Raw genomic sequence first — 20786 nt, 5'->3', positions numbered from 1 at the left:
TGCGTTCAAGCCGAGGGGTAGCAGAACGAGTCGGTGGAGCAGTCGCCTCCCTGCAAGCGGATCTGGTGGGCGCCGTACTCCGCCCCGAAGTCGACATAGAAATCCGGATCCAGAGTAATGCCGCCGTCCGGGTTCACCTTGCACATCACCTGTACGCCGCGCACGCCCTTCGGATAGAACTGCTTGTCCCAGCTGCTGTACAGCGAATTGGTGAAATAGACGCGCTTGCCGTCACGGCTGATTTCGGTCATCTGTGGGCCGCCGTCGAATGCGCGGCCGGATGGATGCGGCACGCCGTCCGCGATGCCGCCGACCCGCACGCTTCCGGCCAGCCGCGGCTTCATCGGATCGGTCACGTCGTATTGCCGCAGTTCGCCCGTGCCCCAGCAGGCGACGTAAAGATAGCGGTCGTCGAGCGAGAGATCGATGTCGCTGATCAGCGGAGGTACCGCGCCGAAACCCTTGAGCAGCGGCGGAAGCTTGTCGGGATCATTCGGCTCGGCAGGAATGGTCGCCGTCTTCTTCGCATGAAACTCGCCGTTCTCGCGGTACCAGGTCCAGATCGACGCTTCCAGGTTGGTGGTATCCACGACCACGCCGACGAAACCGTACTCCCGGGTCGGATCATGTGCTGGACGAACTTCGAGCGGCATCTGGTGCTGCTCGCCGAGATCGATGGTCTGCAGATGACGCCGATCGCGCAAGTCCCAGGAGTGCAGGGCATGGCCGTATTTGTTGCCGAGCAGGTCTTCGGGAACGATGCCGTTTTCAAATTGCGGCGGCAGTCCCCATTCGCTGGAGACCATGTAGTCGCGCGGCAGATTCCACCAGAAATCGTAATGCAGTTTTTGCGGACCGCGATCGATTTCCCAGCGGCCCAGGATGTCGAAGCTCTGGCAATCCAAAATGAAAATGCCCGGCGGCCCCTCCGTACCGCTTTCGCCGGCGCCGCCCAGGGTGCTGAGATAAACGCCTTCAGGACCGCAGTGCACGGTATGCGGGCGGGAATAACCGGTCTTGCGCATGACCTCTTCCGGCTCTATCGTCTTCACCAGTTTCGGCGCAGCCGGATCCGGATGGGTATCGACGATGTAGATGCGGGACGAGCGGATGCCGGGGATGATCAGATACCGTCTTCTCAGCTCCCCGTGAGCCGACAGCGGCGACAGCGCGGAACTGCATGCATTCCAGCCGAAGTGGTGAAACTCGTCGCCTGCATGCGGCATGTCCAGCCGGTACAGCACCGAACCATAGGTTTTCGAGGCAGGATCGACATCAACCACTGCAAGGGCATCGGGCCGGGAGCGGTCCGGAGATAGCAGGGCAGTGTAAGAGAGATGCTCCGCTTCCGCTTCCATTGCCAGCTTCGGCGATGGATAGAAGCTGGGGTCGGGACGCAATGTTTCCAGCATGGCAGTCCTCCTTCCTGGCATAAGGATGGCTAGCGAGAATGTCGACTCACGTGACCATTCGGCCTCGGTTCGCACCGGGTTTTCTCACCAGTTTTCATGCTGTACGCTGAACTATCCGATGTCAAGAAAGGAGTGTCGCGTTCTTCCGCCAGGGAAAAATATTGTGCGTGCTTCCTGCCCCGATCCGAAAGAGTCTTGATCTAGTTCTAGTTGTCGATCCACCCCCGGCAGGCGTGTACTGTCAGAATCGAATGCATTACCGACAGCCGGTATCGTGACTGAAAGGGGCGGCTCATGAACGAGGAAACATTCAATTTAAGCCTGCGCAAGTTTTTGAAGATGGTTGGCGTAAGTTCTCAAGGGGAAATTGAAAAAGCGGTAGCGCAGGCATTGTCGGAAAAGACAATCAACGGCAATGAGACCCTGCCTGCGACGATGACTCTGGATATTCCAGGCATCCGCTTGAACGTAAAGTTCGACGGGAAAATCACACTTGAATAAACTGCGATGCAGAAGCCGGGCAAACCTCGATGAGCGACCAATCTGCTAGGGCCGCCGGCTTGAGATGCACTATAGTGAAAGCCGGATCGACTTCACCTGAAGCGGGGTTGCCATGAAAGCCATTATCTGTCGTGCTGCATCGGTGAGTGCCGTGATGGCCTTCCTGCTGCCCGTTACCGCCGCACATGCGCAGCTTGGGGACTTGCTCAAGCGGGGCGAGAACGCCGGATCGTCCAGCGGCCTGGGAAGTCTGGGCGGTGCCTTGTCCGGCCAGTCCGTCACATCAGGCAGTACCGGCAATGTCGCGGGCATCCTGGAATTTTGCATCAAGAACAATTACCTCGGCGGTGACGGCGCCTCTTCGGTCAAGGACAAGCTGCTCGGCAAGCTCTCCGGCGGCAAAACTTCATCCGACGCGGGATATAGCGACGGTGCAAAAGGCCTGCTGAATGGGAGCGATGGCAAGCAGCTCAATTTGAGCGGCGGTGGCCTGAAGGGAGAAGTCACCAGGCAAGTCTGTGACAAGATTCTTGCTCAGGGAAAATCCATGCTGTGACAATAGCTGCACTGTGTCCGCGCCTGCCTTGCCGTCCGTTCATGCCAGCCAATTTCGCACCGGACAGATTAACGCGCAAGAGGTTCTGATCTGTCGACGTGTGGCCGCTGTGCGATCATTCGATGATCGTATGGCATCGGTACCGCAGCGCAAGGACCTTTCGCAGAATGTCTTCAACGGATGAAGAGGGTGTCGGCACGAGTTATCATGTTCAGGCGAACTCATGCAGGCATGCATAGAATGCCGTGGACAGCGAGTGTTCGACCCGGTTCTGAGGGCGCAGCAAATAGCTTTCAAAAGTGATGGCGGGTTCAAACGGAATAGCCTTCAGCGAAGGAATGTGCAGATAACGGACCACAAGCGGATTGACGATGCTTACGCCGAGTCCCGCCGCAACCATCGTGCAGATCGCCGGCGCAAACGTCGCCTCCAATATGTGGTTGCGGCTATCAGGTTGAAACGCCGCATCAATCACCGTGCGCGTAGCATCCCCTTTGGGCAGCGAAATGAAAGGCTGGCCATGCAGGTCGGACTTGCGGATACGCTTTTTTACTGCCAGCGGGTGCGTGTCCGGGACGACGCACATCCCTTTCTCCCGATGGAAGATGCTCGCCGCGGTGCCGGGCGTATCGACGATATATGCCACAAGTCCGAAGTCGACGTAGCCTGTTGCCGTCCACTTGCTGACGGTTGGCGAATCGCTTATCTGCACCGATACCGGAACGTCGGGATAGCGGTCGCGGAAGGTCTTGATGACCTGGGGAAGCAGCCCGATCGCGATGGATGAAACGGATCCTATGCGCAGTTCGCCGACACCGATCCGCCGGATCGATGCTGCCGCTTCATCCAGCGTCTGCAGGCTGATGAATGAGCGCTCGACTTCCCTGAACAGTGCTTCGGCTTCCGGAGTCGGCAGTATTTTTCCCGCCTTGCGCTCGAAGAGCCGCAGGCCGGTGTCTTTTTCCAGCTGGCTCATCAGCCTGCTGATGTTGGGCTGCGACGTAAAAAGCTTTTGCGCCGCGATTGTCATCGATCCGGTGAGCATGACGGTACGGAAGGCTTCAACCTGCTTGTAGTTCATCGATTTTTTTCCGCCTGCTTGTAAGAGAACGTTGATGCGGCATGGTTGGCCTTCCATGGGGCGCCGCGCCTGCTCGAAACGCATTGTCCGATGCACCCGGCCAAGCCGCACCGGAAGGGAGCGTCATTCAATGATGACGCCTCATGTCGCACTCGCCGGGTGCAAGGCCGGGGCTGGAATCGGCACATATCGGTGCGCAATGCCTATGCCAGGACAAAGCAAACATGCCCAATTCTAGCCCATATCATTTTCGTATGGATGCGCTGGAAATTGGTATTTGACGCCATGTCTCCCCGCCTTGCACACTGCATGCACCTTCATTCATCCGAGGGTGTACTATTTTCCCGACAGGAGTGCTTATGATGCTTTTCCGCAAAACAGCTGCTGCGCTGCTTCTCCTTGCTTCCTCTTCCTTGGCCATGGCACAGGATTACCCGACACAGCAAGCGCGCATGCTGGTCGGCTGGGCGCCTGGAGGCGCAAACGATGCCATCGGACGCATCGTCGCGCAGGGCTTGCAGGTCCAGTCCGGCAAACCGGTCCTGGTGTTCAACAAGCCAGGCGCAGGCAGCACGCTGGCCGCCGACGAACTCGCGAAGGCAAAGCCGGATGGGCACACGCTGCTGATGGGTTCGACCGGCGGCCAGGCCATCGCGCCGTTGCTGTTCACGAAACTGACGTTCGACCCGTTCAAGGATATTGTTCCGGTGACGCTGGTCGCCAGAACAGCGACCGCCCTGGTCGTTCACAGCGCGGTGCCGGCGAAGGATATGCGCGAGCTCGTGACTTACCTTAAGGCCAATCCGGGAAAGACCATGTACGCCTCCGGCGGCAATGGGACCGGTGCGCACCTCACCGCTGAATTGTTCAAAAGCATGGCAGGCGTCGATATCGCCCATGTTCCCTACAAGGGCGACGCCCCCGCGGTCACCGACGTAATGGCGGGTAACGTGCAGATGGCTTTCACAACCCTTCCGGCGGCACTTGCCGGCGTCAAGACCGGCAAGATACGCATGCTTGCCGTCAGCACGGCAAGCCGTGTGAAGAGCTTGCCGGATATTCCTACGGTCGCGGAATCCGGCGTGCCGGGCTTCGATGTCTCGACCTGGTACGGAATCTTCACGACGGCCAGGACGCCGCAGGTCGTTATCGATGCCATCGCCAGAGATGTCGCCAAGGTCGTCGCCACGCCGGATGCGCAGGCTGCGCTCATCAAGCAAGGCGTCGAGCCCGTCACCAACACGCCGGCCGAGTTCGCGAAATACTTCGCAAGCGAGGCCGAACGCTGGGCCAAGGTTGCCCGCTCTGTCGGCCTCCAGGCACAGTAAAGCCGTCTCGATACTTCTCTCTTTTCTCATGCCGCAGCCTGTTCGTGCCGTCCATGACGTTGACCGGACGAACTGGCAGGCGTCGGTATGTCGTCGTCACGTATAACAGGATCACTCCATATGGAATCAAAAGTCAGTCGCCGGCTCAAGGAAGCAACGGCACAGGAAGTCTGCGATTACATCTATGCCCCCCGTCTCCAGCGCGATTTCGGTCCTGGTTTCCGGTTTTTGAATGACATCAATCAGGCGCATCTCGTCATGCTTGAGGGCGCTGGTCTGCTCGACCGCACCACTGCATCCACGATTGCCAGAGCCATGGTGGAGATGGAAGAGGCCGGGCCTGACGAGGTGGAACTCGATCCTGCCCGCGAGGATGCCTATTTCAACTATGAAGCCCATTTGATGAGACTGGCGGGTCCGGAAGCGGGCGGACGCCTGCATCTGGCAAGGAGCCGCAACGACATTTTGGCCACCCAGGACCGCCTGCGAGCACGCGAACTGGTGCTCTCGTTGATCGAAGCGCTCTGCACGCTGCAGAAGACGCTGCTAAGGCAGGCAAAGACGTATGCAGACACAGTCATGCCCGGATACACGCACCTGCAGCCCGCGCAGCCAGTGACCTACGGGTTTTACCTCGCTGCAGTGGCAGAAGCGGTTGCACGCGACATCCAGCGCATCGAACAGGTACATGCACGGCTGGAATTGTGTCCGCTCGGTGCGGGAGCGCTCGCCGGCACCGCCTTTCCCATCCAGCGGGAAGAAAGCGCCCGGCTGCTGGGCTTCAAGGGTATCGTTCCCAATGCGCTGGACGCGGTGGCTTCCCGCGACTTCGCGCTTGAACTGCTATCGGCAATGGCGATCGGCGGCGTGACCTGGAGCCGCGTGGCGCAGGACTATTTCGTCTGGTGCACGCATGAATTCGGCCTGATCGATTTTCCGGACAGCGTGGCCGGCACCTCGAGCATCATGCCCCAGAAGAAGAATCCGGTCGTGCTTGAGCACTTGAAGGGGAAGGCCGGGCACTTGGTGGGCTTGCTGATGGCCGCGATGACGACGGTCAAGGGCGTTAATTTCACGCACACGGGCGACGGCAATCGCGAAAGCGTGCGCAGTCTGTGGGAGGCGGGTGACGAGTGTCTGCGCATAGTGAAACTGCTCGAGCTCGTCGTCCGTACCGCCCGTCCGATGGAGACGACGATGTTGCGCCGGGTGTCTGAGGACTTCAGTTCCGCGACGGACCTCGCCGACGCGCTGGTCCGCGACGCGAGCCTGTCGTTTCGGGAAGCCCACCATGTGGTAGGCGCGGTTGTCAGGAGTGCGATGGACGCCGGCATTCCTGCACACTCGATTACCAGCACCATGGTCGATACCGCTGCTGAAGCACACATCGGACGCAAGGTGCATCTGGCCGAAGAGACGGTGCGCCGCTGCGTCGACCCTACGGCAGGCGTGCAGTCACGCACCGTCGCCGGAGGTCCTGCGCCGGTGCGGGTGCGGGAACATATCGAAATTGCCATGGCATCGTGCATGGACACGATTGCAAACAATGATCGGCGCAGGATGCATTCGACAGAGGCGCGTGCAGGGCTGAAGAATGCAGTCACGGCACTTGCTGCGGAGGTTCTGGAAGACGCACACGCCTCCATGCAATAGCAGTCTTGGCGTGATGACATCAGACGTCCGGGCTGCCTTGCAGCCTGACGAAGAAGGGTCAGGGCTTGGTCATCACCTGCGCCCCGCATCGGGATCCGGCTCACTGACTTGTTGAAACTTGGGAGACAAGCTTTCCATTCATGCAAGCATGCATCCGCGCAGTTTAGTGGCCCCTTCAGTTGGTCATCTGCGGTGCTGTGGACTGACCAATTGCCGCGCGACGGAAAGTGGAAGGGGAAACGCCGATATGTTCCTTGAAGAAGCGCGAAAAATTGCTGGGCGCGGAAAATCCGAGATCGAAGGCGACGTCGGTCAGCGTCGCCTTCGGTGAAATCAGCCGCCGCATTGCTTCCTCCACGCGCAGCGCGCTCCAGAATACCTGAGGCGTGGTGTTGAGCTGCTCCTTGAAGAGCATGAAGAAATGCGCGCGCGACATGCCCACCTTCTCAGCGATTTCCTCTACGCCGATACTGCCTCCGACATGTTCCCGCATCAGGGAAATGGCGGCGCGCAGCCGATGGTCGAGCAGCGGCGGCAACATGCGCACGGCAGCCGCTTCCTTGGAGCCGGTCGCCGCTGCAACCGAGGCGCCGATCAGGCTTTCGGCTTCGGCATCGATCAAGGCCCGGTTGCCGCTGTTCGTCATGAGAAGATTCAGCAGCCGCCAGCAGGCCTTGCGCAGGGTGTCGTCGATCGGAATGCGGGGACAGGGAAAGAGAAAAGGGCGGCCGGTGGTCCTGCGCTGCTCATTGAGCCAATCCCGGGAAATCATCAGAAGCAGGAACACCGCAGTGCCGTTCTGCTCCAGCAATGTCATGTCGTGCAGTTGATAGGCATTGGTCGCCACCCCCACATCCTCGGCGTAATGCACCACGTCCTTGCCTACCTGGGCCTTGGCACGCGCGCCGCCGAGCCAGAACGCGACCTGAGACTCGGTGTGCGAGTGCGCCACCAGATTGGTGCGGGATTCCAGCACAATGGCCTGACCGAAGGGGCCTTCATGAAAAGCGTATGCCTCTGACATGCTTGTCTCCTCCCGCCGTTATGCGGCGTGTTGACCGATTGTAACCACACTTTTTTGTGATATCACGTATTCACGTAAAAGATATCAGACTCAGCGATAAGCCTGAAGACGGCCGGATAAGTCAAGCGACGGGCCGATAAGCGGCTTTTGCAATCCCTTCCTACACTCGAATCCACTTGAACAGCGCCTTGGCAACCTGCCTTGGTGGCAACAATATCCTGGAAGGATGTAGGAATGCGGATTGCAAGTTATCGAGTGGACGGCCGGCGTTTTGTCGGCCTGGTGTCGGAAGACCGGACCAAGGTAATACCACTGGCCTTGTCAAAGGAACAGGCCGAGCGCGGCGCATTGGCCATTATCGAGATGGCGGCAGCCGGGCAGGCATTGCCGCCGGCGGAGGGGCCGGCGCTGGAGATATCGTCCGTCAGGCTGGAGGCGCCGATTCCGGTGCCGCGCCGCAACATCTGGTGCGTTGGACGTAATTACCATGCGCATGCAAAGGAATTGCAGGCATCTGTCTTCAAGGGCAATGATGCCAATCCGGAGTCCTGGCCGATTGTCTTTACCAAGGTGCCGGAATGCGTGGTGGGTCCTTATGACGACGTCAGCCTGCCGGGCGCCGCGGTTTCCGAGCCGATCGACTACGAGGCCGAACTGGCGGTGGTGATCGGCCGCGGCGGCAAGAACATCCGGCGCACTGACGCAATGCAGCATGTCTTCGGCTATACCGCCGTCAACGACGTGACTGCCCGCGACGTGCAGATGCGGCACCAGCAATGGGACATGGGCAAGTCCTTCGACAATTTCTGCCCGATGGGTCCCTGGCTTGTGACGGCCGATGAACTCGACGGCACCCGGACCCGCGTGCGCTGCTGGGTCAATGGCGAACTGCGCCAGGACGGTCCGACCGAGAATCTGATCTTCGACATCCCGACCCTGATCGAGACCGTCTCGCGCGGCATCACCCTGTATCCGGGCGACGTCATTGCCACCGGCACGCCTGCCGGGGTCGGGATGGGCTTGCAGCCGCCCCGGTTTCTCAAGTCCGGCGATGTGGTGCGCATCGAGATCGACGGTCTCGGCGCCATTGAAAACCGCTTTGTCTGATTCCGCACTCCAGCAGAGGAAAACCATGGCGACGCAAATCATCACCAACCTCGCAGTCGAGATAGAAGGCGAAGGGGCCGCCATTGTCTGCGTGCACGGCCTGGGCGGCAGCAGCAATACCTGGACGCCCCTGCTGCCGGTGATGCAGGGCTATCGCGTGGTGCGCATCGACCTTCCGGGGAGCGGCCGCTCAGCCAATGCCGACACTGCCTTGAGCATTGCGCAGATGGTGGAGGCGGTAGCGGCGGTATGCCGGCACCTGGGCATTTCCAGCGCCCACTTCATCGGACATTCGATGGGCACGATCGTCTGCCAGCACCTCGCGATCCGGTATCCGCAGCTGGTGCTGAGCCTGGCGCTGTTCGGCCCTCTGACCTGCCCGCCGGACGCGGCACGGCCCAACATCATTGCCCGCGCGGCCAAGGCCGGCAGCGGTGGCCTGCCAGCCATGCAGGAAATTGCCGACGCCATCGTCGCCGCGGCCACCAGCCAGGAAACCCGGGCCGAGCAGCCGGCTGCAGTTGCACTAGTCAGGGAAAGCGTCATGCGCCAGTCGCCGCAGGGGTATGCGCAAAGTTGCCTGGCGCTGGCAAGCGCCCAGCCTGCAGCCATTGAGCGCATCGGAGTGCCGACCCTGCTGGTCACCGGCGATCAGGACGGCGTGGCTCCCGTGGCGGCCGTAAAGGAAATGGCGGCGCGCATCCGATCCAGTCGCGTGGTGGTGCTGGCGGGATGCGGTCACTGGCCGACCTTCGAAAAGCCGGTCCATTGCGGAGCCGAACTCAACAGCTTCCTGCGCATGGCCGCATGAATATCCGATGCCGAAAAACTTCTCATTGAAAGAGCAAGCCGATGACGACGACATTCTTTGACCGCATCGCCGTGGAAGTCGAAGGCGAAGGCGAGCCGGTGGTGTGCATCCACGGCTTGGGCGGCTCATCCAACAACTGGACGCCGGTCGAGCAGGCTCTGGCAGGGATGCGCCGGGTCCGCATCGACATGCCGGGCAGTGCGCGTTCCGCCCGGGTGGAGGGGCCCTTGTCGATCGAGCGCCTGGCCGAGAGCGTGATCGAGGTCTGCCGGCGTCTTGACATCACCGGCGCCCGTTTCCTTGGCCATTCGCTGGGCAGCATCGTCTGCTTTCAGGCGGCCGTCATGGAGCCGCGCCTGGTACGCAGCTTGGCGCTGTTCGGTCCGATGCTGTGTCCGCCGGACGGCGCGCGCCCGAACATCCGCGCCCGTGCCGCCAAGGCACGCGAAGGCGGAGCTGCGGCGATGCAGGAGATCGCGGATGCCATTGTCGGGGCCGCATTGTCAGCCCGCACCAGGCGCGAGCAGCCGGTCACGGTGGCCATGGTGCGCGAAAGCGTGATGCGCCAGGACCCCGAGGGCTATGCACGCAGCTGCGAAGCCTTGGCAGAGGCCGTTGCGCCGCCGGTAGAGCAGATCGACTGTCCGACACTGCTGATTACCGGCGACGAAGACGCGGTCGCGCCGCCGCAGTCGGTGCGTGCCATTGGCGAACGCATCGCCGGCAGCCGTACCGTTATCTATCCGCAATGCGGGCACTGGACCACCTTTGAGCGGCCGGAGGAGTGCCTGCGCGACCTGAGGGACTTCCACGCCGGGCGTTTCTGAGTATTTCCGGGCAGCAGCCGCAGGCAGCATAAAACACCGACAAGGAGACAAGCATGGCCAATGTACTGTTCACGAATGTGCGCATCTTCGACGGCAGCGGCACCCAGCCCTACAGCGGCGAAGTGCTGGTCGAGGGAAAGCGCATCACCCGCATCGCTCGCAGCGCGCGGACGTTCCATCCCGGCGACGTTACCGTGATCGACGGCGCCGGCGCCTTCCTGATGCCGGGCATGACCGAGGCCCACACTCATTTCGCCTGGAACGACCAGCCTTCGCTGTCGGCGATCCAGATGATGCCGCCGGAAGAACACATTCTCTGGTGCGTGCGCGTGGCCAAACGTTACCTGGACATGGGCTGGACCTCCTGCGTCGGCGCGGCGACCGCCAAGGCACGGCTGGACGTAGTGCTGCGCAATGCGATCGAAGCCGGCGAATTCCCCGGGCCCCGCTATCTGGCCGCCAGCCAGGAGATCACCACCATCGGCGGCCTCGGCGATGAAACCCGCCCGCACTTGCCGTATCCGGAGCTGAGCTTCGGCTGCGTGGCAACCGGCGCCGACGAAATGCGCAAGGTCGCACGTACCTTCATCAAGCATGGCGTCGATTCGCTCAAGATCAATCTTTCCGGCGAATACATCGCCGGAAGCTCGGCCGAATCCAGCCCGTTCACCGACCCCGAGATCGCAGCGCTGGTCGAAGAGGCGCGCAGGCACGGCAAGCGCGTCGCAGCGCATGCCCGTTCCTGCGAATCGATCAAGCAGTGCATCCGTCACGGCATCGAAGTGATCTACCACGCCAGCTTTACGGATGAAGAGGCGCTGGACATGTTGGAAGCCAACAAGCACCGCGTGTTCGTGGCGCCCGGTCTGGCTTGGCTGATCAATACCAGCTACAACGCCAGCGAGTACGGCATCACCCCGGAGGCCGCCAAGGAAATGGGCTACCACCGCGAGCTGGAACATGCCATCGAGTCGATGAAAAAAATCCACAAGCGCGGCGTGCGCATCCTGCCGGGGGGCGATTATGGCTTTGCCTGGATCAAGCATGGCACCAATGCACGCGACCTGGAGTACTTCGTCAAATACCTCGGCTTTTCCACGATGGAAGCGCTGCTCTCGGCGACCAAGTTCGGCGGCGAGATGATGATGCGGCCGAACGAACTGGGACAGGTCAAGGAGGGCTACCTGGCCGACATGCTTCTCATCGACGGCGACCCGCTGGCGGATATCCGCATATTGCAGGATCCGGAGCGCATCCTGGCGGTGATGAAGGATGGCGAGTTCCACAAGGCGCCGGCAATCCGCAGTGCCCGCAGCACGTCCACCTCGCGCTGGGCGGCTTACGCATGAGGCTCGCCCAAGCCTCGATGCCGCGTACGTCGACGCTGGCGGCAGCGGCAGTGATCGGTATCCCGCTGCTGGCACTGTCCATCCTGGCGCTATCCACCCAGCCCAAGCTGTTCATCCTTTCGCTGCTCAATGGCCTGACGCTGGCTGCGCTCTACTTCCTGGTGGCGAGCGGCTTTACGCTGGTGTTCGGCCTGATGCGCAATGTCAATCTCGCGCACGGCTCGCTCTACCTGATGGGCGCCTATGTCGGTTACAGCGTCGGCGACGCCTCGGGATCATGGTTATTGGCGGTCGCCGCCGGATTTCTGTTCGCGGCGCTGGCAGGCCTGCTCCTGCAGGTTCTCGTCCTGCGCCACATGGATGGACAAGACCTGCGCCAGACCATGGTCACCATCGGCATTTCGATCGTGCTGGCCGACATCTACCTGTGGATCTGGGGCGGCGACACCTACCAGTTCGACCCGCCGGAGTGGACGCAGTTTCCGGTACCTCTGCCGATCATCAATGCCTATCCGGGCTACCGCCTGCTGGTGCTGCTGGCGGCGGTCGCGGTGGGATTGGTGCTGTGGCTGTTTCTCAACCGCACCCACATCGGCATGATGATACGCGCCGGTGTCGACGACAAGCGAATGCTCTCGGCCAGCGGCGTCAACGTGCAGCGGATTTTTGCGCTGACGTTTGCCATCGGGGCCGGGCTGGCGGGGGCGGCCGGCGTCATCGGCGGCACCGCGCTGTCGATCGCGCCCGGCGAAGACACCCGCTATCTGCTGGCTTCGCTGATCGTGGTCATCGTCGGCGGCATGGGCAGCATCAGCGGCGCGGCGGTCGGCGCGCTGCTGATCGGCATCGCCGAAACCATGGGCATGGCCTACGCACCCACCTACGGCGTGGTGTTCACCTTCATCATCATGGTGGTGGTGCTGGCCTTCCGTCCGCAGGGACTGATGGGGAAAAAAGCATGAGCGCAAACAAATGGCGGCACGCCACCAGCACGGTCCCGGCGACGCGGCATGAGCAATCCGCAGCATCAAGAACCGCGGCCCGGCCGCACCTGAAGCTCGCTGCCGCCACGCCGGCATCCGCAGTGGCATCCCCGGCAGGACCGCGGCGATCAATGCAGGCGTTGCGCTATGCCGTGGTACTGGTCGCGCTTGCGGTATATCCCTGGGTGGCTTCCTCTTTCTTCACCTTCCAGGTTGCAGGTCAGGCACTGGTGCTGGGCATCATCGGCCTGTCTCTCGCTTTTCTGGCAGGCTACGGCGGCATGGTCAGCCTGTCGCAGATGACCGTGGCCGGCATCGCCGGCTATGCCGTGGCCATCTTCGGGCAGTCGGCGGTAAGTCACATCAGCTTGGGCTGGCCGTGGTGGCTCGCAGCGCTGACGGGCGTGGTGCTGGCCGTCATTGTCGCCACCCTGATCGGCATGATCTCGGTGCGCACCGACGGTATCTACACCATCATGATCACGCTGGCCATCGGCGTCGCCATGTTTTACCTGGCACAGCAGAACCATACCGTGTTCAACGGTTTCCAGGGATTTTCGCGCGTCACCGCCCCGATGATTGGCGGCATCAGCCTGCGTGATCCCATTCCATTCTTTTATCTTTCTCTGGCGCTGGCACTGGGCGCATATGCGGCGGTCAAGTATCTCGTTCGGGCACCGTTCGGAATGGCGCTGCAGGGCGTGCGCGACAATGCCCGCCGCATGCGGGCGCTGGGGTTCGACGTGACGGCGCACCGTGTAGCGGCACATGCCTTCGCCGGCCTGCTCGCCGGTATCGGCGGCGTGCTGCTGGTCTGGTACAACGCCGCCATTTCTCCAGGCACCATCGGTGCCGACGCCCTGATCAACATTTTGATCGTCGCCGTGCTGGGAGGCATGCGTCATCCGATCGGACCCTTCATTGGCGCACTGGTGTTCGTGCTGCTTCAGAACTTTGCGATCGACCTGATCGACCGCGAGCGCTTCAACCTCGTGATCGGCGGCGCCTTCCTGCTGATTGTGCTGTTTTCCCCTGATGGCCTGCTTGGATTGTGGCATCGGGCGCGTGGCTACCTTCACCCGGCCACCAAGCGATAGGGTGAGCTTTCCATAACCAAAACCAGGAGACGAAAGATGAATCTGCAAATTGAAACATTGCGCGCCACGGTCCTTGCCCTGTCGCTGGCCGGCATCGGCATGTCGGTTCAGGCCCAGGAGGTGATCAAGGTTGGCGTACTCGCCACTCTCGAAGGCGCTCTCGCGGTATCGGGCCAGGATGGCATGCGCGGCATGGAGCTGGCGATGAAGGAACATAATTTCAGCGCCGGCGGCAAGAAGATCGAGGTGGTCCGTGCGTCTTCCAACGGCAAGCCTGACGTGGCCGTCAACGCCGCCCGCAAGCTGGTCGAGCAGGACAAGGTGCAGATACTGATCGGACCGCTGTCGGGCTCCGAGGGCATCGCCATCAAGGACTATGCCAAGACCCAGCCCAACGTGATTTTCGTCAATGGCTCCTCGGCGGCCCAGCAGACAACGCTGTCCGATCCTTCACCCAACTTCTTCCGTTTCACGACCGACGGCGCCCAGTGGTCCTACGGTCTTGGTTCCTACTCCTACCAGAAGGGCTACAAGAAGGTGGCGGTCGTGGCCGAAGACTATGCCTTCCCGTATTCCCAAGTGCAGGGCTTCATGGCCGAGTTCTGCAAGGTGGGCGGAAAGGTGGTGGACAAGCAGTGGGTGCCGCTCGGCACCAAGGACTACTCCTCGGTCATTGCCAAGCTGCCGAACGATATCGATGCCATCTATGTCGTGCTGGGCGGCTCGGATGCGGTCAACTTCTTCTCGCAGTACGAGCAGGCCGGCGGCAACAAGCCGTTCATCGCCGGCTCCATCACCGTCGACCAGACCGTACTCGGCTACAAAGGCAAGCGCCGGGATGGCCTCGTCGGCACGCCGGCCGCCGGGCCGATCGCCGACAACTGGGACAATGCCGACTGGAAGAAATTCGTGGCTTCCTACCAGAAAGCCAGCTTCAAGGATGCCTATCCGACCCCGGGTCTGTTTGCCCATGCCTACTATGTCAACACCAAGGCGGTGCTCAACGGCCTCGAGGCCACCAAGGGCGACGTCTCGCAGCTCGGCAAGCAGCTTGCCTCCATGACGCTGAAAACGCCCACCGGCGATGTCAAGCTAGATGAAAACCGCAATGGCGTGGCCAGCATCTTCCTGACTGAAGTCGCCAAGGGACCGGATGGAAATCTGTACAACAAGGTGGTGAAGGTCACTCCCAACGTTGGCCAGACGCTGGGCATGAGCCGCGACGACTTCCAGAAGATGGGCATCGGCTCCCGCAGCAACCCCGAGTGCAAGTAAGCAGCGAACCAACCAGAACCATCGGCGCCGCTGCCCGCCGTGTCTCGGCGGGTAGCGGATTGCCGGTGCCAAGCGATCAGGACCCATTCGGAACCATAATCGATGAATGCAACCAGCATTGCAACCCGAGCGGCAACCGGATTCAATTCCGGCAATGCCCTCGAACTGCACGGCGTCTCGCGCAGCTTCGGTGCGCTCAAGGCCATCGATGACGTCTCATTCAACGTCGCCGCCGGCGAGCGCTATGCGGTACTGGGCTCGAACGGTGCCGGCAAGACCTCGCTGTTTAACACCATCACAGGCGACTTCCTGCCGACCGCAGGACGAGTGCTGCTGTTCGGCGAGGATGTGACCGTGCTGCCGCCGCAGGAGCGTATCCGGCGCGGGCTCCGCCGGACCTATCAGTCGTCGCTGCTGTTTCGCGATCTGACGGTACGAGACAATCTGTTTCTGGCCGTTCGCGGCATCAACCGCGGTCGCTTCAGTTTTATCCGTCCGAGGATGGACGACGCCAGCGCGGTGTCGGCAAGGGACCTGCTCGAGCATGCGCGCCTCGCGCATCTGGCCGATGCGCCAGTGTCGGAACTGTCGCATGGCCAGCAGCGCCAGCTTGAGATCGGCATGGCGTTGGCCGGAGCGCCGCGCCTGATCCTGTTCGACGAACCGGCCGCGGGACTGTCGCCGGCCGAGCGCAAGGAACTGGTCGCGCTGTTGAAGGGCCTGCCGCAGCACATCGGTTTCGTCATCATCGAACACGACCTGGAGATTGCGCTCAACGTGGTCGAGCGCGTCACGGTCATGCATAACGGGCGCGTGCTGTGCCACGGAACGCCGCAAGAGATCGAAGACAACCCGCAGGTGCAGGCAATCTACATGGGAGAGCATGGCCATGGTCAGCATTAAGGGGATGTTGCGCGGCCAGACCGGCGGTAGGGCCGGTGCGGCCGATACGCCGATTCTCGCGATCCGCGATCTAGACGTCTACTACGGGCAAGCGCATGCGCTGCAGGGCATATCGCTGACGCTCGACAAGGGCGTGCTGGCTGTGGTCGGCAAGAACGGCATGGGCAAGACCTCGCTGTGCAACGCCGTCACGGGCCTGGTACCCGCGCGCGGCAGCGTAAGCTTTCAGGGAACTGAAATGCTTGGCATGTCGGCACACCGGATTACCCATGCCGGCATCGGATACGTGCCGCAAGGGCGGCGGGTATGGCCGTCGCTCAGCGTGGACGAACATCTTCGGCTGGCCTCCCGAACGGCGCGGCGCGGTGAGTGGACAGTGGAAAGGATCTACGAGCTGTTCCCGCGGCTGGGCGAACGCAAGGATAATGGCGGCGCCCAGTTGTCGGGCGGCGAGCAGCAGATGCTGGCGATCGGCCGGGCCCTGCTGTTCAACCCGAAGCTGCTGGTCATGGACGAGCCGACCGAAGGGCTGGCGCCCGTGATCGTTGAACACGTGGCGGACATGATCCGCAGGCTGGCGCGGGAAGCAGGCGTGTCGGTATTGCTGATCGAGCAGAATCTCGGCGTCGCCATCGATGTCTCGGATACGGTTGCGGTCATGGTCAACGGCCGTGTGGCGCGGGTGCTGCCGGCTGCCGAACTCGGTGCCGACCGGGACATGCAGCAAAGGCTGCTGGGCGTGCGCGGCGGCGAAGAAGAGAATGAAGAATCCGTACCGCGCATTGCGCCGGCGCACGCAGGTGAACAAAACGACGCCGCAGGCGAACCGAGCGGCTCTGTCGTCAACGTGCTCACGGTGCGTCGCGGCGGCGACCTCTCAGGCATGGACGGCGATGCCGATGCCAGCCTGGAGCGGGTGACGCGCTGGGAGCGAACGCCGCATTCCACCGCATCGGCACAGCCTTCGTTGCCGGCGCAGCTTCCAGCTCCGCCTGCGCCGGCGACTGCCAAAGCGGCGGGCGAAGCCCGCGTCTACGACTTCCCGGTCGCAGCAACCATGGAACGCGCAGCCTATATCGTCGGCACCTTCGACACCAAGGGCCGCGAACTGCTCTACCTGCGCAGCTGCATCGACCGCATGGGCATCCGCACGGTCACAGTGGATTTGTCTACCAGCGGCGCGCCGTCTCCCGCCAGCGTGCACCCGCGCGAAGTGGCGCGCTTTCATCCCGGAGGCGAGCAGGCAGTGTTCTGCGGCGACCGCGGTGCCGCGGTCAGCGCAATGGCGGAAGCGTTCAAGGCCTTTCTGCCTACCCGGCGCGACCTTGGCGGCATCATCTCCGCGGGCGGCTCCGGCGGCACCGCGCTGGCCACGCCTGCGATGCGTGCATTACAGGTGGGCGTGCCGAAAGTAATGGTGTCGACCGTTGCATCCGGCGACATCAAACCGTATGTGGAGCAGACCGATATTTGCATGATCTACTCGGTCACCGATGTCTCCGGTTTGAACCGCATCAGCGAACAGGTGCTCGGCAACGCCGCGCATGCGCTGGCCGGCATGATCGCCCACCCGGTGCAGCTCGCATCCGATGCCAAACCGGCGGTTGGGCTGACCATGTTCGGCGTCACCACGCCATGCGTGCAGGCGGTGACGAGGGCGCTGGAGGAGCGCTTCGACTGCCTGGTGTTCCATGCCACCGGCGCCGGCGGCCAGTCGATGGAAAAGCTGGCGGAATCCGGATTGCTCGACGGAGTCATCGACATCACCACGACCGAGATCGCCGACCACTTCGTAGGCGGAGTGTTCTCGGCCGGCGAGCAGCGCATGGACGCCATCATACGGAGCCGCTTGCCCTATGTCGGCTCCTGCGGGGCGCTCGACATGGTGAACTTTCACGGCATCGATACCGTGCCGGCCCGGTTCCGCGGCCGCACCCTGGTCAGGCATAACGACAACGTGACGCTGATGCGCACACTGCCTGAAGAAAACCGCCGCTTCGGTGAATTCATCGCGGCCAAACTGAATCGCATGGAAGGGCCGGTGCGCTTCCTGATTCCGGAAGGCGGCGTTTCGATGCTGGATGCGCCGGGCCAGCCTTTCCATGACCCGTCGGCAGACCGGGCGCTGTTTGCGGCGATCGAGAAGAACTTCCGTCCCGGCCCGCAGCGCAAGTTGCTCAAACTGCCCTGCAACATCAACGATGCGCAATTCGCGCAGGCTCTGGTCGAAGCGTGGCTGGAGATTGCGGGCAACCACGGCGCACCGCTGCGCCAGGCACGCTAGGAGAGGATATGGCAAGAATCGAACGGCAACGGATCCTGGCCAGGTTTCGTGCAATGATCGAACGCGGCGAACCGATTGTCGGCGGCGGCGCCGGCACCGGACTGTCGGCAAGATGCGAGGAAGCCGGCGGCATCGACCTGATCGTGATCTATAACTCCGGGCGCTACCGCATGGCCGGTCGCGGCTCGCTGGCCGGACTTCTGGCCTACGGCAATGCCAATGAGATCGTGGTGGAAATGGCGCATGAAGTCTTGCCGGTGGTCAGGCACACGCCGGTACTGGCCGGTGTCAACGGCACGGACCCGTTCATGATTCCGGAGCCATTCCTGCGCAGCCTGATCGATCTCGGATTTTCCGGCATCCAGAACTTTCCGACCGTCGGGCTCATCGACGGCAGCTTCCGGGCAAATCTTGAGGAAACCGGCATGGGTTACGGCTTGGAAGTCGATCTGGTGCGCAAGGCCCGGGAACTCGACCTGCTGACCACGCCTTACGTATTCAGCGAGGGCAATGCAGCCGACATGGCCCGCGCCGGTGCCGACATCGTGGTCTGCCATCTCGGCCTCACCACCGGCGGTGCGATCGGTGCGGAAACGGCGCTAGGCCTGGCCGAGTGCGTTCCCCGAATACAGGCGTGGGCTGCCGCGGCGCGGCGCGTCAATCCTGACGTGATCGTGCTGTGCCATGGCGGGCCGATCGCGACGCCGGCCGATGCGCAATTCATCCTTGGCGAATGCCGCGAATGCAACGGGTTCTACGGCGCTTCCAGCATGGAGCGCCTGCCGGTCGAGATTGCGTTGACTGAACGTACGCGCGAATTCAAGAACATCAAGTATTAAGAGGAGTATGACCATGAGCGGTGCTGATTTCGGAGTATTCATGCTGGGCCTCGTCACGGCGGCCATTGTTGTTGCGGTGGCATTCTGGCTGCTTCACTGGCTGTACCTGCGCTCGTCCAAGGAGCGCGCCTTCGTGCGCACCGGATTGGGCGGCGAGAAAGTGGTGCTCAACGGCGGTGCGTTCGTGCTGCCGATCGTGCATGATGTCATTCCGGTCAACATGAACACCCTGCGGCTGGAAGTTCAGCGCGGCCGCGACAAGGCGCTGATCACCAAGGACCGCATGCGGGTGGATGTCATCGCCGAGTTCTATGTCCGCGTGGCTGCGAATGCATCGGCGGTGGCCATCGCTGCCCAAACGCTCGGCCAGCGCAGCATGGAGCCGGAGCAGCTCAAGGAACTGGTCGAAGGCAAGTTCGTGGATGCGCTTCGCACCGCCGCCGCCGAAATGACCATCGAGGAGATGCATGAGAAGCGCGGCGAGTACGTCAAACGCGTGCGCGCCATCGTTGCCGACGACCTGACGAAGAATGGACTGGAACTGGAAGCGGCATCCCTGACGCAGCTCGACCAGACCTCGATGGAGTATTTCAATCCCTCCAACCAGTTCGACGCCGAAGGCCTGACAAGGCTGACCGAGCAGATCGAGCGCCGCAAGAAGCAGCGCAACGACATCGAGCAGGACACACTGATCTCCATTCGCACCAAGAACCTGGAAGCCGAGAAGCTGTCGCTGTCGATCGACCGGGAGGCCGAGTATGCGCGCCTGTCTCAGGAACGGGAGGTCGAGATTGCCCGCGCCCAGCAGCGTGCCGAACTGGCGCGGGAACGTGCGGAGACCGATCATCAGGCCGAGCGTGCCCAGATTGCTTCGCGAGAGGCGATCGAGCAGGCGCGCGTGCGTTCCGAGAAGCTGATCGAGGCCGAACGCATCATGAAGGAGCGCGAGATCCAGGCTGCCAACATCGAGCGCCGCCAGGCGCTGGAGCTGGCCGAGCAGCAGCGCGCCATCGCCGTGGCCCAGCAGTCGAAGGCGCAGTCCGAGGCACAGGCCGCAGCCGATGCTGCCCGGGCAGAGGCAGTATCTGCGGAGGAAAGGGTATTCTCGGCGCGTGAAGTGGAAATTGCCGAGCGCCGAAAACAGATCGAGCTGATCGCCGCCAGCCAGGCCGCTGAACGTGAAGCCCTCGGCAAGCGTTTGGCAGCCGAGGCGGAAAAGCTTGCTTCCGCCGACCGTGGCGAAGCGATTCGTGCCCATGCCGAGGCTGAGGCCGAGGCTGAGAAAATCCGTGCCATGGCAACCCGTATTCGGCAGGAAATCGAAGCGGAAGGCCTGCGTCAGATGAACGAGGCCTCCAACGTGCTGTCGGCAGACGCCCGTACCTCGGCGCTGCGCATGAAAGTCGTCGAGAGAATGGATGCCATCATCCGAGAATCGGTCAAGCCGATGGAGCGCATTGAAAGCATCAAGATCCTGCAGCTCGACGGTTTCGGCGGCGCTGGTGGCAATGGCAGCGGTGGCGGCGGAGGCGATCACGGACAGGGCGCTGGACTGGCGGACGGCGTGGTGAGCTCCGCATTGCGTTACCGCGCGCAGGCCCCCATCGTTGATCAGCTGCTGCGTGAAATCGGACTGGATGCCAAGGACCTGACCCGCGCTGCCGCAGCGGCATTGCCTGCGGCGGTGCCAGCCGCCACGACATCGGCTGCAACTACCGCGGCGGAGCGTAAAGATGGCACGTCGTCGGAGTAGAGC

18 protein-coding genes and 1 pseudogene are annotated in these 20786 nt (G+C 62.2%); 16 read left to right on the top strand and 3 right to left on the bottom strand.

The window, feature by feature from the left end; all coding sequences use genetic code 11:
• Positions 1-5: 5 nt before the first annotated feature.
• Positions 6-1412, bottom strand: a complete 1407-nt coding sequence (locus IGW03_RS16405; RefSeq protein WP_194723644.1) for a selenium-binding protein SBP56-related protein — start codon at positions 1410-1412, stop codon at positions 6-8.
• Between the two features lie 294 nt (positions 1413-1706).
• Here IGW03_RS16405 and IGW03_RS16400 point away from each other — a divergent pair, with 294 nt between their 5' ends.
• Both IGW03_RS16400 and IGW03_RS16395 read left to right on the top strand, forming a co-directional pair.
• Complete coding sequence (locus IGW03_RS16400; protein WP_194723643.1) at positions 1707-1913, top strand: DUF6494 family protein; 207 nt, start codon at positions 1707-1709, stop codon at positions 1911-1913.
• A 112-nt stretch (positions 1914-2025) separates the two neighbouring features.
• Positions 2026-2469: a YjjA family protein gene (locus tag IGW03_RS16395; protein ID WP_194723642.1), complete on the top strand. Its 444-nt coding sequence runs from the start codon at positions 2026-2028 to the stop codon at positions 2467-2469.
• 211 nt (positions 2470-2680) lie between these two features.
• On the opposite strand, the gene IGW03_RS16390 is transcribed toward IGW03_RS16395, so the two are convergent.
• Positions 2681-3550: a LysR family transcriptional regulator gene (locus IGW03_RS16390; protein ID WP_194723641.1), complete on the bottom strand. Its 870-nt coding sequence runs from the start codon at positions 3548-3550 to the stop codon at positions 2681-2683.
• A gap of 359 nt (positions 3551-3909) precedes the next feature.
• Between IGW03_RS16390 and IGW03_RS16385 the strand changes: the two genes are divergently transcribed.
• Together IGW03_RS16385 and argH are read left to right on the top strand one after the other, a co-directional pair.
• Positions 3910-4878, top strand: a complete 969-nt coding sequence (locus IGW03_RS16385) for a Bug family tripartite tricarboxylate transporter substrate binding protein (protein ID WP_194723640.1) — start codon at positions 3910-3912, stop codon at positions 4876-4878.
• 120 nt (positions 4879-4998) lie between these two features.
• Positions 4999-6531 (top strand): argininosuccinate lyase, encoded by a 1533-nt coding sequence (argH, locus tag IGW03_RS16380; RefSeq protein WP_194723639.1) that lies wholly within the window; start codon positions 4999-5001, stop codon positions 6529-6531.
• A 175-nt stretch (positions 6532-6706) separates the two neighbouring features.
• On the opposite strand, the gene IGW03_RS16375 is transcribed toward argH, so the two are convergent.
• The gene (locus IGW03_RS16375; protein ID WP_194723638.1) at positions 6707-7555 is read right to left on the bottom strand and encodes an AraC family transcriptional regulator; all 849 of its coding nucleotides are present in this window, start codon (positions 7553-7555) and stop codon (positions 6707-6709) included.
• Between the two features lie 234 nt (positions 7556-7789).
• On the opposite strand from IGW03_RS16375, the gene IGW03_RS16370 reads away from it, so the two are divergent.
• From IGW03_RS16370 to IGW03_RS16320, 12 genes and pseudogenes are all read left to right on the top strand, one after another.
• Positions 7790-8662 carry a fumarylacetoacetate hydrolase family protein gene (locus tag IGW03_RS16370; RefSeq protein WP_194723637.1) on the top strand — a complete coding sequence of 291 codons (873 nt, stop codon included), beginning with the start codon at positions 7790-7792 and terminating at the stop codon, positions 8660-8662.
• Between the two features lie 25 nt (positions 8663-8687).
• The gene (locus IGW03_RS16365; protein WP_194723636.1) at positions 8688-9473 is read left to right on the top strand and encodes an alpha/beta fold hydrolase; all 786 of its coding nucleotides are present in this window, start codon (positions 8688-8690) and stop codon (positions 9471-9473) included.
• Positions 9474-9514: 41 nt separating this feature from the next.
• Positions 9515-10300 (top strand): alpha/beta fold hydrolase, encoded by a 786-nt coding sequence (locus tag IGW03_RS16360; RefSeq protein ID WP_194723635.1) that lies wholly within the window; start codon positions 9515-9517, stop codon positions 10298-10300.
• 53 nt (positions 10301-10353) lie between these two features.
• Positions 10354-11649, top strand: coding sequence for a metal-dependent hydrolase family protein (locus tag IGW03_RS16355; protein ID WP_194723634.1), 1296 nt, complete (start codon positions 10354-10356; stop codon positions 11647-11649).
• Positions 11646-12611, top strand: coding sequence for a branched-chain amino acid ABC transporter permease (locus tag IGW03_RS16350; protein ID WP_228535625.1), 966 nt, complete (start codon positions 11646-11648; stop codon positions 12609-12611). Before IGW03_RS16355 ends, IGW03_RS16350 begins: the two co-directional genes overlap by 4 nt.
• Positions 12608-13729, top strand: a complete 1122-nt coding sequence (locus IGW03_RS16345; protein WP_228535622.1) for a branched-chain amino acid ABC transporter permease — start codon at positions 12608-12610, stop codon at positions 13727-13729. Before IGW03_RS16350 ends, IGW03_RS16345 begins: the two co-directional genes overlap by 4 nt.
• A gap of 36 nt (positions 13730-13765) precedes the next feature.
• On the top strand, positions 13766-15004 hold the full coding sequence (locus tag IGW03_RS16340) for an ABC transporter substrate-binding protein (RefSeq protein ID WP_194723633.1): 1239 nt from the start codon (positions 13766-13768) through the stop codon (positions 15002-15004).
• Positions 15005-15106: 102 nt separating this feature from the next.
• Positions 15107-15907, top strand: coding sequence for an ABC transporter ATP-binding protein (locus tag IGW03_RS16335; protein WP_194723632.1), 801 nt, complete (start codon positions 15107-15109; stop codon positions 15905-15907).
• Positions 15888-16418 (top strand): annotated as a pseudogene (locus IGW03_RS38085) (ABC transporter ATP-binding protein); the annotation flags it as partial. The gene IGW03_RS16335 and the pseudogene IGW03_RS38085, both read left to right, overlap by 20 nt.
• 546 nt (positions 16419-16964) lie before the next feature.
• Positions 16965-18191 (top strand): Tm-1-like ATP-binding domain-containing protein, encoded by a 1227-nt coding sequence (locus tag IGW03_RS38080; RefSeq protein ID WP_228535650.1) that lies wholly within the window; start codon positions 16965-16967, stop codon positions 18189-18191.
• 8 nt (positions 18192-18199) lie between these two features.
• Complete coding sequence (locus tag IGW03_RS16325; protein WP_194723631.1) at positions 18200-19030, top strand: phosphoenolpyruvate hydrolase family protein; 831 nt, start codon at positions 18200-18202, stop codon at positions 19028-19030.
• A 13-nt stretch (positions 19031-19043) separates the two neighbouring features.
• The gene (locus tag IGW03_RS16320) at positions 19044-20783 is read left to right on the top strand and encodes a flotillin family protein (RefSeq protein WP_194723630.1); all 1740 of its coding nucleotides are present in this window, start codon (positions 19044-19046) and stop codon (positions 20781-20783) included.
• Positions 20784-20786 lie beyond the last annotated feature (3 nt).

The sequence above is a fragment of the Noviherbaspirillum malthae genome (genome assembly GCF_015352985.1).
Classification (GTDB): Bacteria; Pseudomonadota; Gammaproteobacteria; order Burkholderiales; family Burkholderiaceae_D; genus Noviherbaspirillum; species Noviherbaspirillum malthae.
The sequence above is the reverse complement of the archived record's forward strand: the minus strand, read 5'-3'. Positions and strand labels throughout refer to the sequence as shown.

What these genes read in the sequence shown, in the direction of transcription:
- IGW03_RS16405 (WP_194723644.1), bottom strand. Translation starts at nt 1,412, where the DNA reads ATGCTGGAAACATTGCGTCCCGACCCCAGCTTCTATCCATCGCCGAAG.
- IGW03_RS16400 (WP_194723643.1), top strand. Translation starts at nt 1,707, where the DNA reads ATGAACGAGGAAACATTCAATTTAAGCCTGCGCAAGTTTTTGAAGATG.
- IGW03_RS16395 (WP_194723642.1), top strand. Translation starts at nt 2,026, where the DNA reads ATGAAAGCCATTATCTGTCGTGCTGCATCGGTGAGTGCCGTGATGGCC.
- IGW03_RS16390 (WP_194723641.1), bottom strand. Translation starts at nt 3,550, where the DNA reads ATGAACTACAAGCAGGTTGAAGCCTTCCGTACCGTCATGCTCACCGGA.
- IGW03_RS16385 (WP_194723640.1), top strand. Translation starts at nt 3,910, where the DNA reads ATGATGCTTTTCCGCAAAACAGCTGCTGCGCTGCTTCTCCTTGCTTCC.
- argH (WP_194723639.1), top strand. Translation starts at nt 4,999, where the DNA reads ATGGAATCAAAAGTCAGTCGCCGGCTCAAGGAAGCAACGGCACAGGAA.
- IGW03_RS16375 (WP_194723638.1), bottom strand. Translation starts at nt 7,555, where the DNA reads ATGTCAGAGGCATACGCTTTTCATGAAGGCCCCTTCGGTCAGGCCATT.
- IGW03_RS16370 (WP_194723637.1), top strand. Translation starts at nt 7,790, where the DNA reads ATGCGGATTGCAAGTTATCGAGTGGACGGCCGGCGTTTTGTCGGCCTG.
- IGW03_RS16365 (WP_194723636.1), top strand. Translation starts at nt 8,688, where the DNA reads ATGGCGACGCAAATCATCACCAACCTCGCAGTCGAGATAGAAGGCGAA.
- IGW03_RS16360 (WP_194723635.1), top strand. Translation starts at nt 9,515, where the DNA reads ATGACGACGACATTCTTTGACCGCATCGCCGTGGAAGTCGAAGGCGAA.
- IGW03_RS16355 (WP_194723634.1), top strand. Translation starts at nt 10,354, where the DNA reads ATGGCCAATGTACTGTTCACGAATGTGCGCATCTTCGACGGCAGCGGC.
- IGW03_RS16350 (WP_228535625.1), top strand. Translation starts at nt 11,646, where the DNA reads ATGAGGCTCGCCCAAGCCTCGATGCCGCGTACGTCGACGCTGGCGGCA.
- IGW03_RS16345 (WP_228535622.1), top strand. Translation starts at nt 12,608, where the DNA reads ATGAGCGCAAACAAATGGCGGCACGCCACCAGCACGGTCCCGGCGACG.
- IGW03_RS16340 (WP_194723633.1), top strand. Translation starts at nt 13,766, where the DNA reads ATGAATCTGCAAATTGAAACATTGCGCGCCACGGTCCTTGCCCTGTCG.
- IGW03_RS16335 (WP_194723632.1), top strand. Translation starts at nt 15,107, where the DNA reads ATGAATGCAACCAGCATTGCAACCCGAGCGGCAACCGGATTCAATTCC.
- IGW03_RS38080 (WP_228535650.1), top strand. Translation starts at nt 16,965, where the DNA reads ATGGAACGCGCAGCCTATATCGTCGGCACCTTCGACACCAAGGGCCGC.
- IGW03_RS16325 (WP_194723631.1), top strand. Translation starts at nt 18,200, where the DNA reads ATGGCAAGAATCGAACGGCAACGGATCCTGGCCAGGTTTCGTGCAATG.
- IGW03_RS16320 (WP_194723630.1), top strand. Translation starts at nt 19,044, where the DNA reads ATGAGCGGTGCTGATTTCGGAGTATTCATGCTGGGCCTCGTCACGGCG.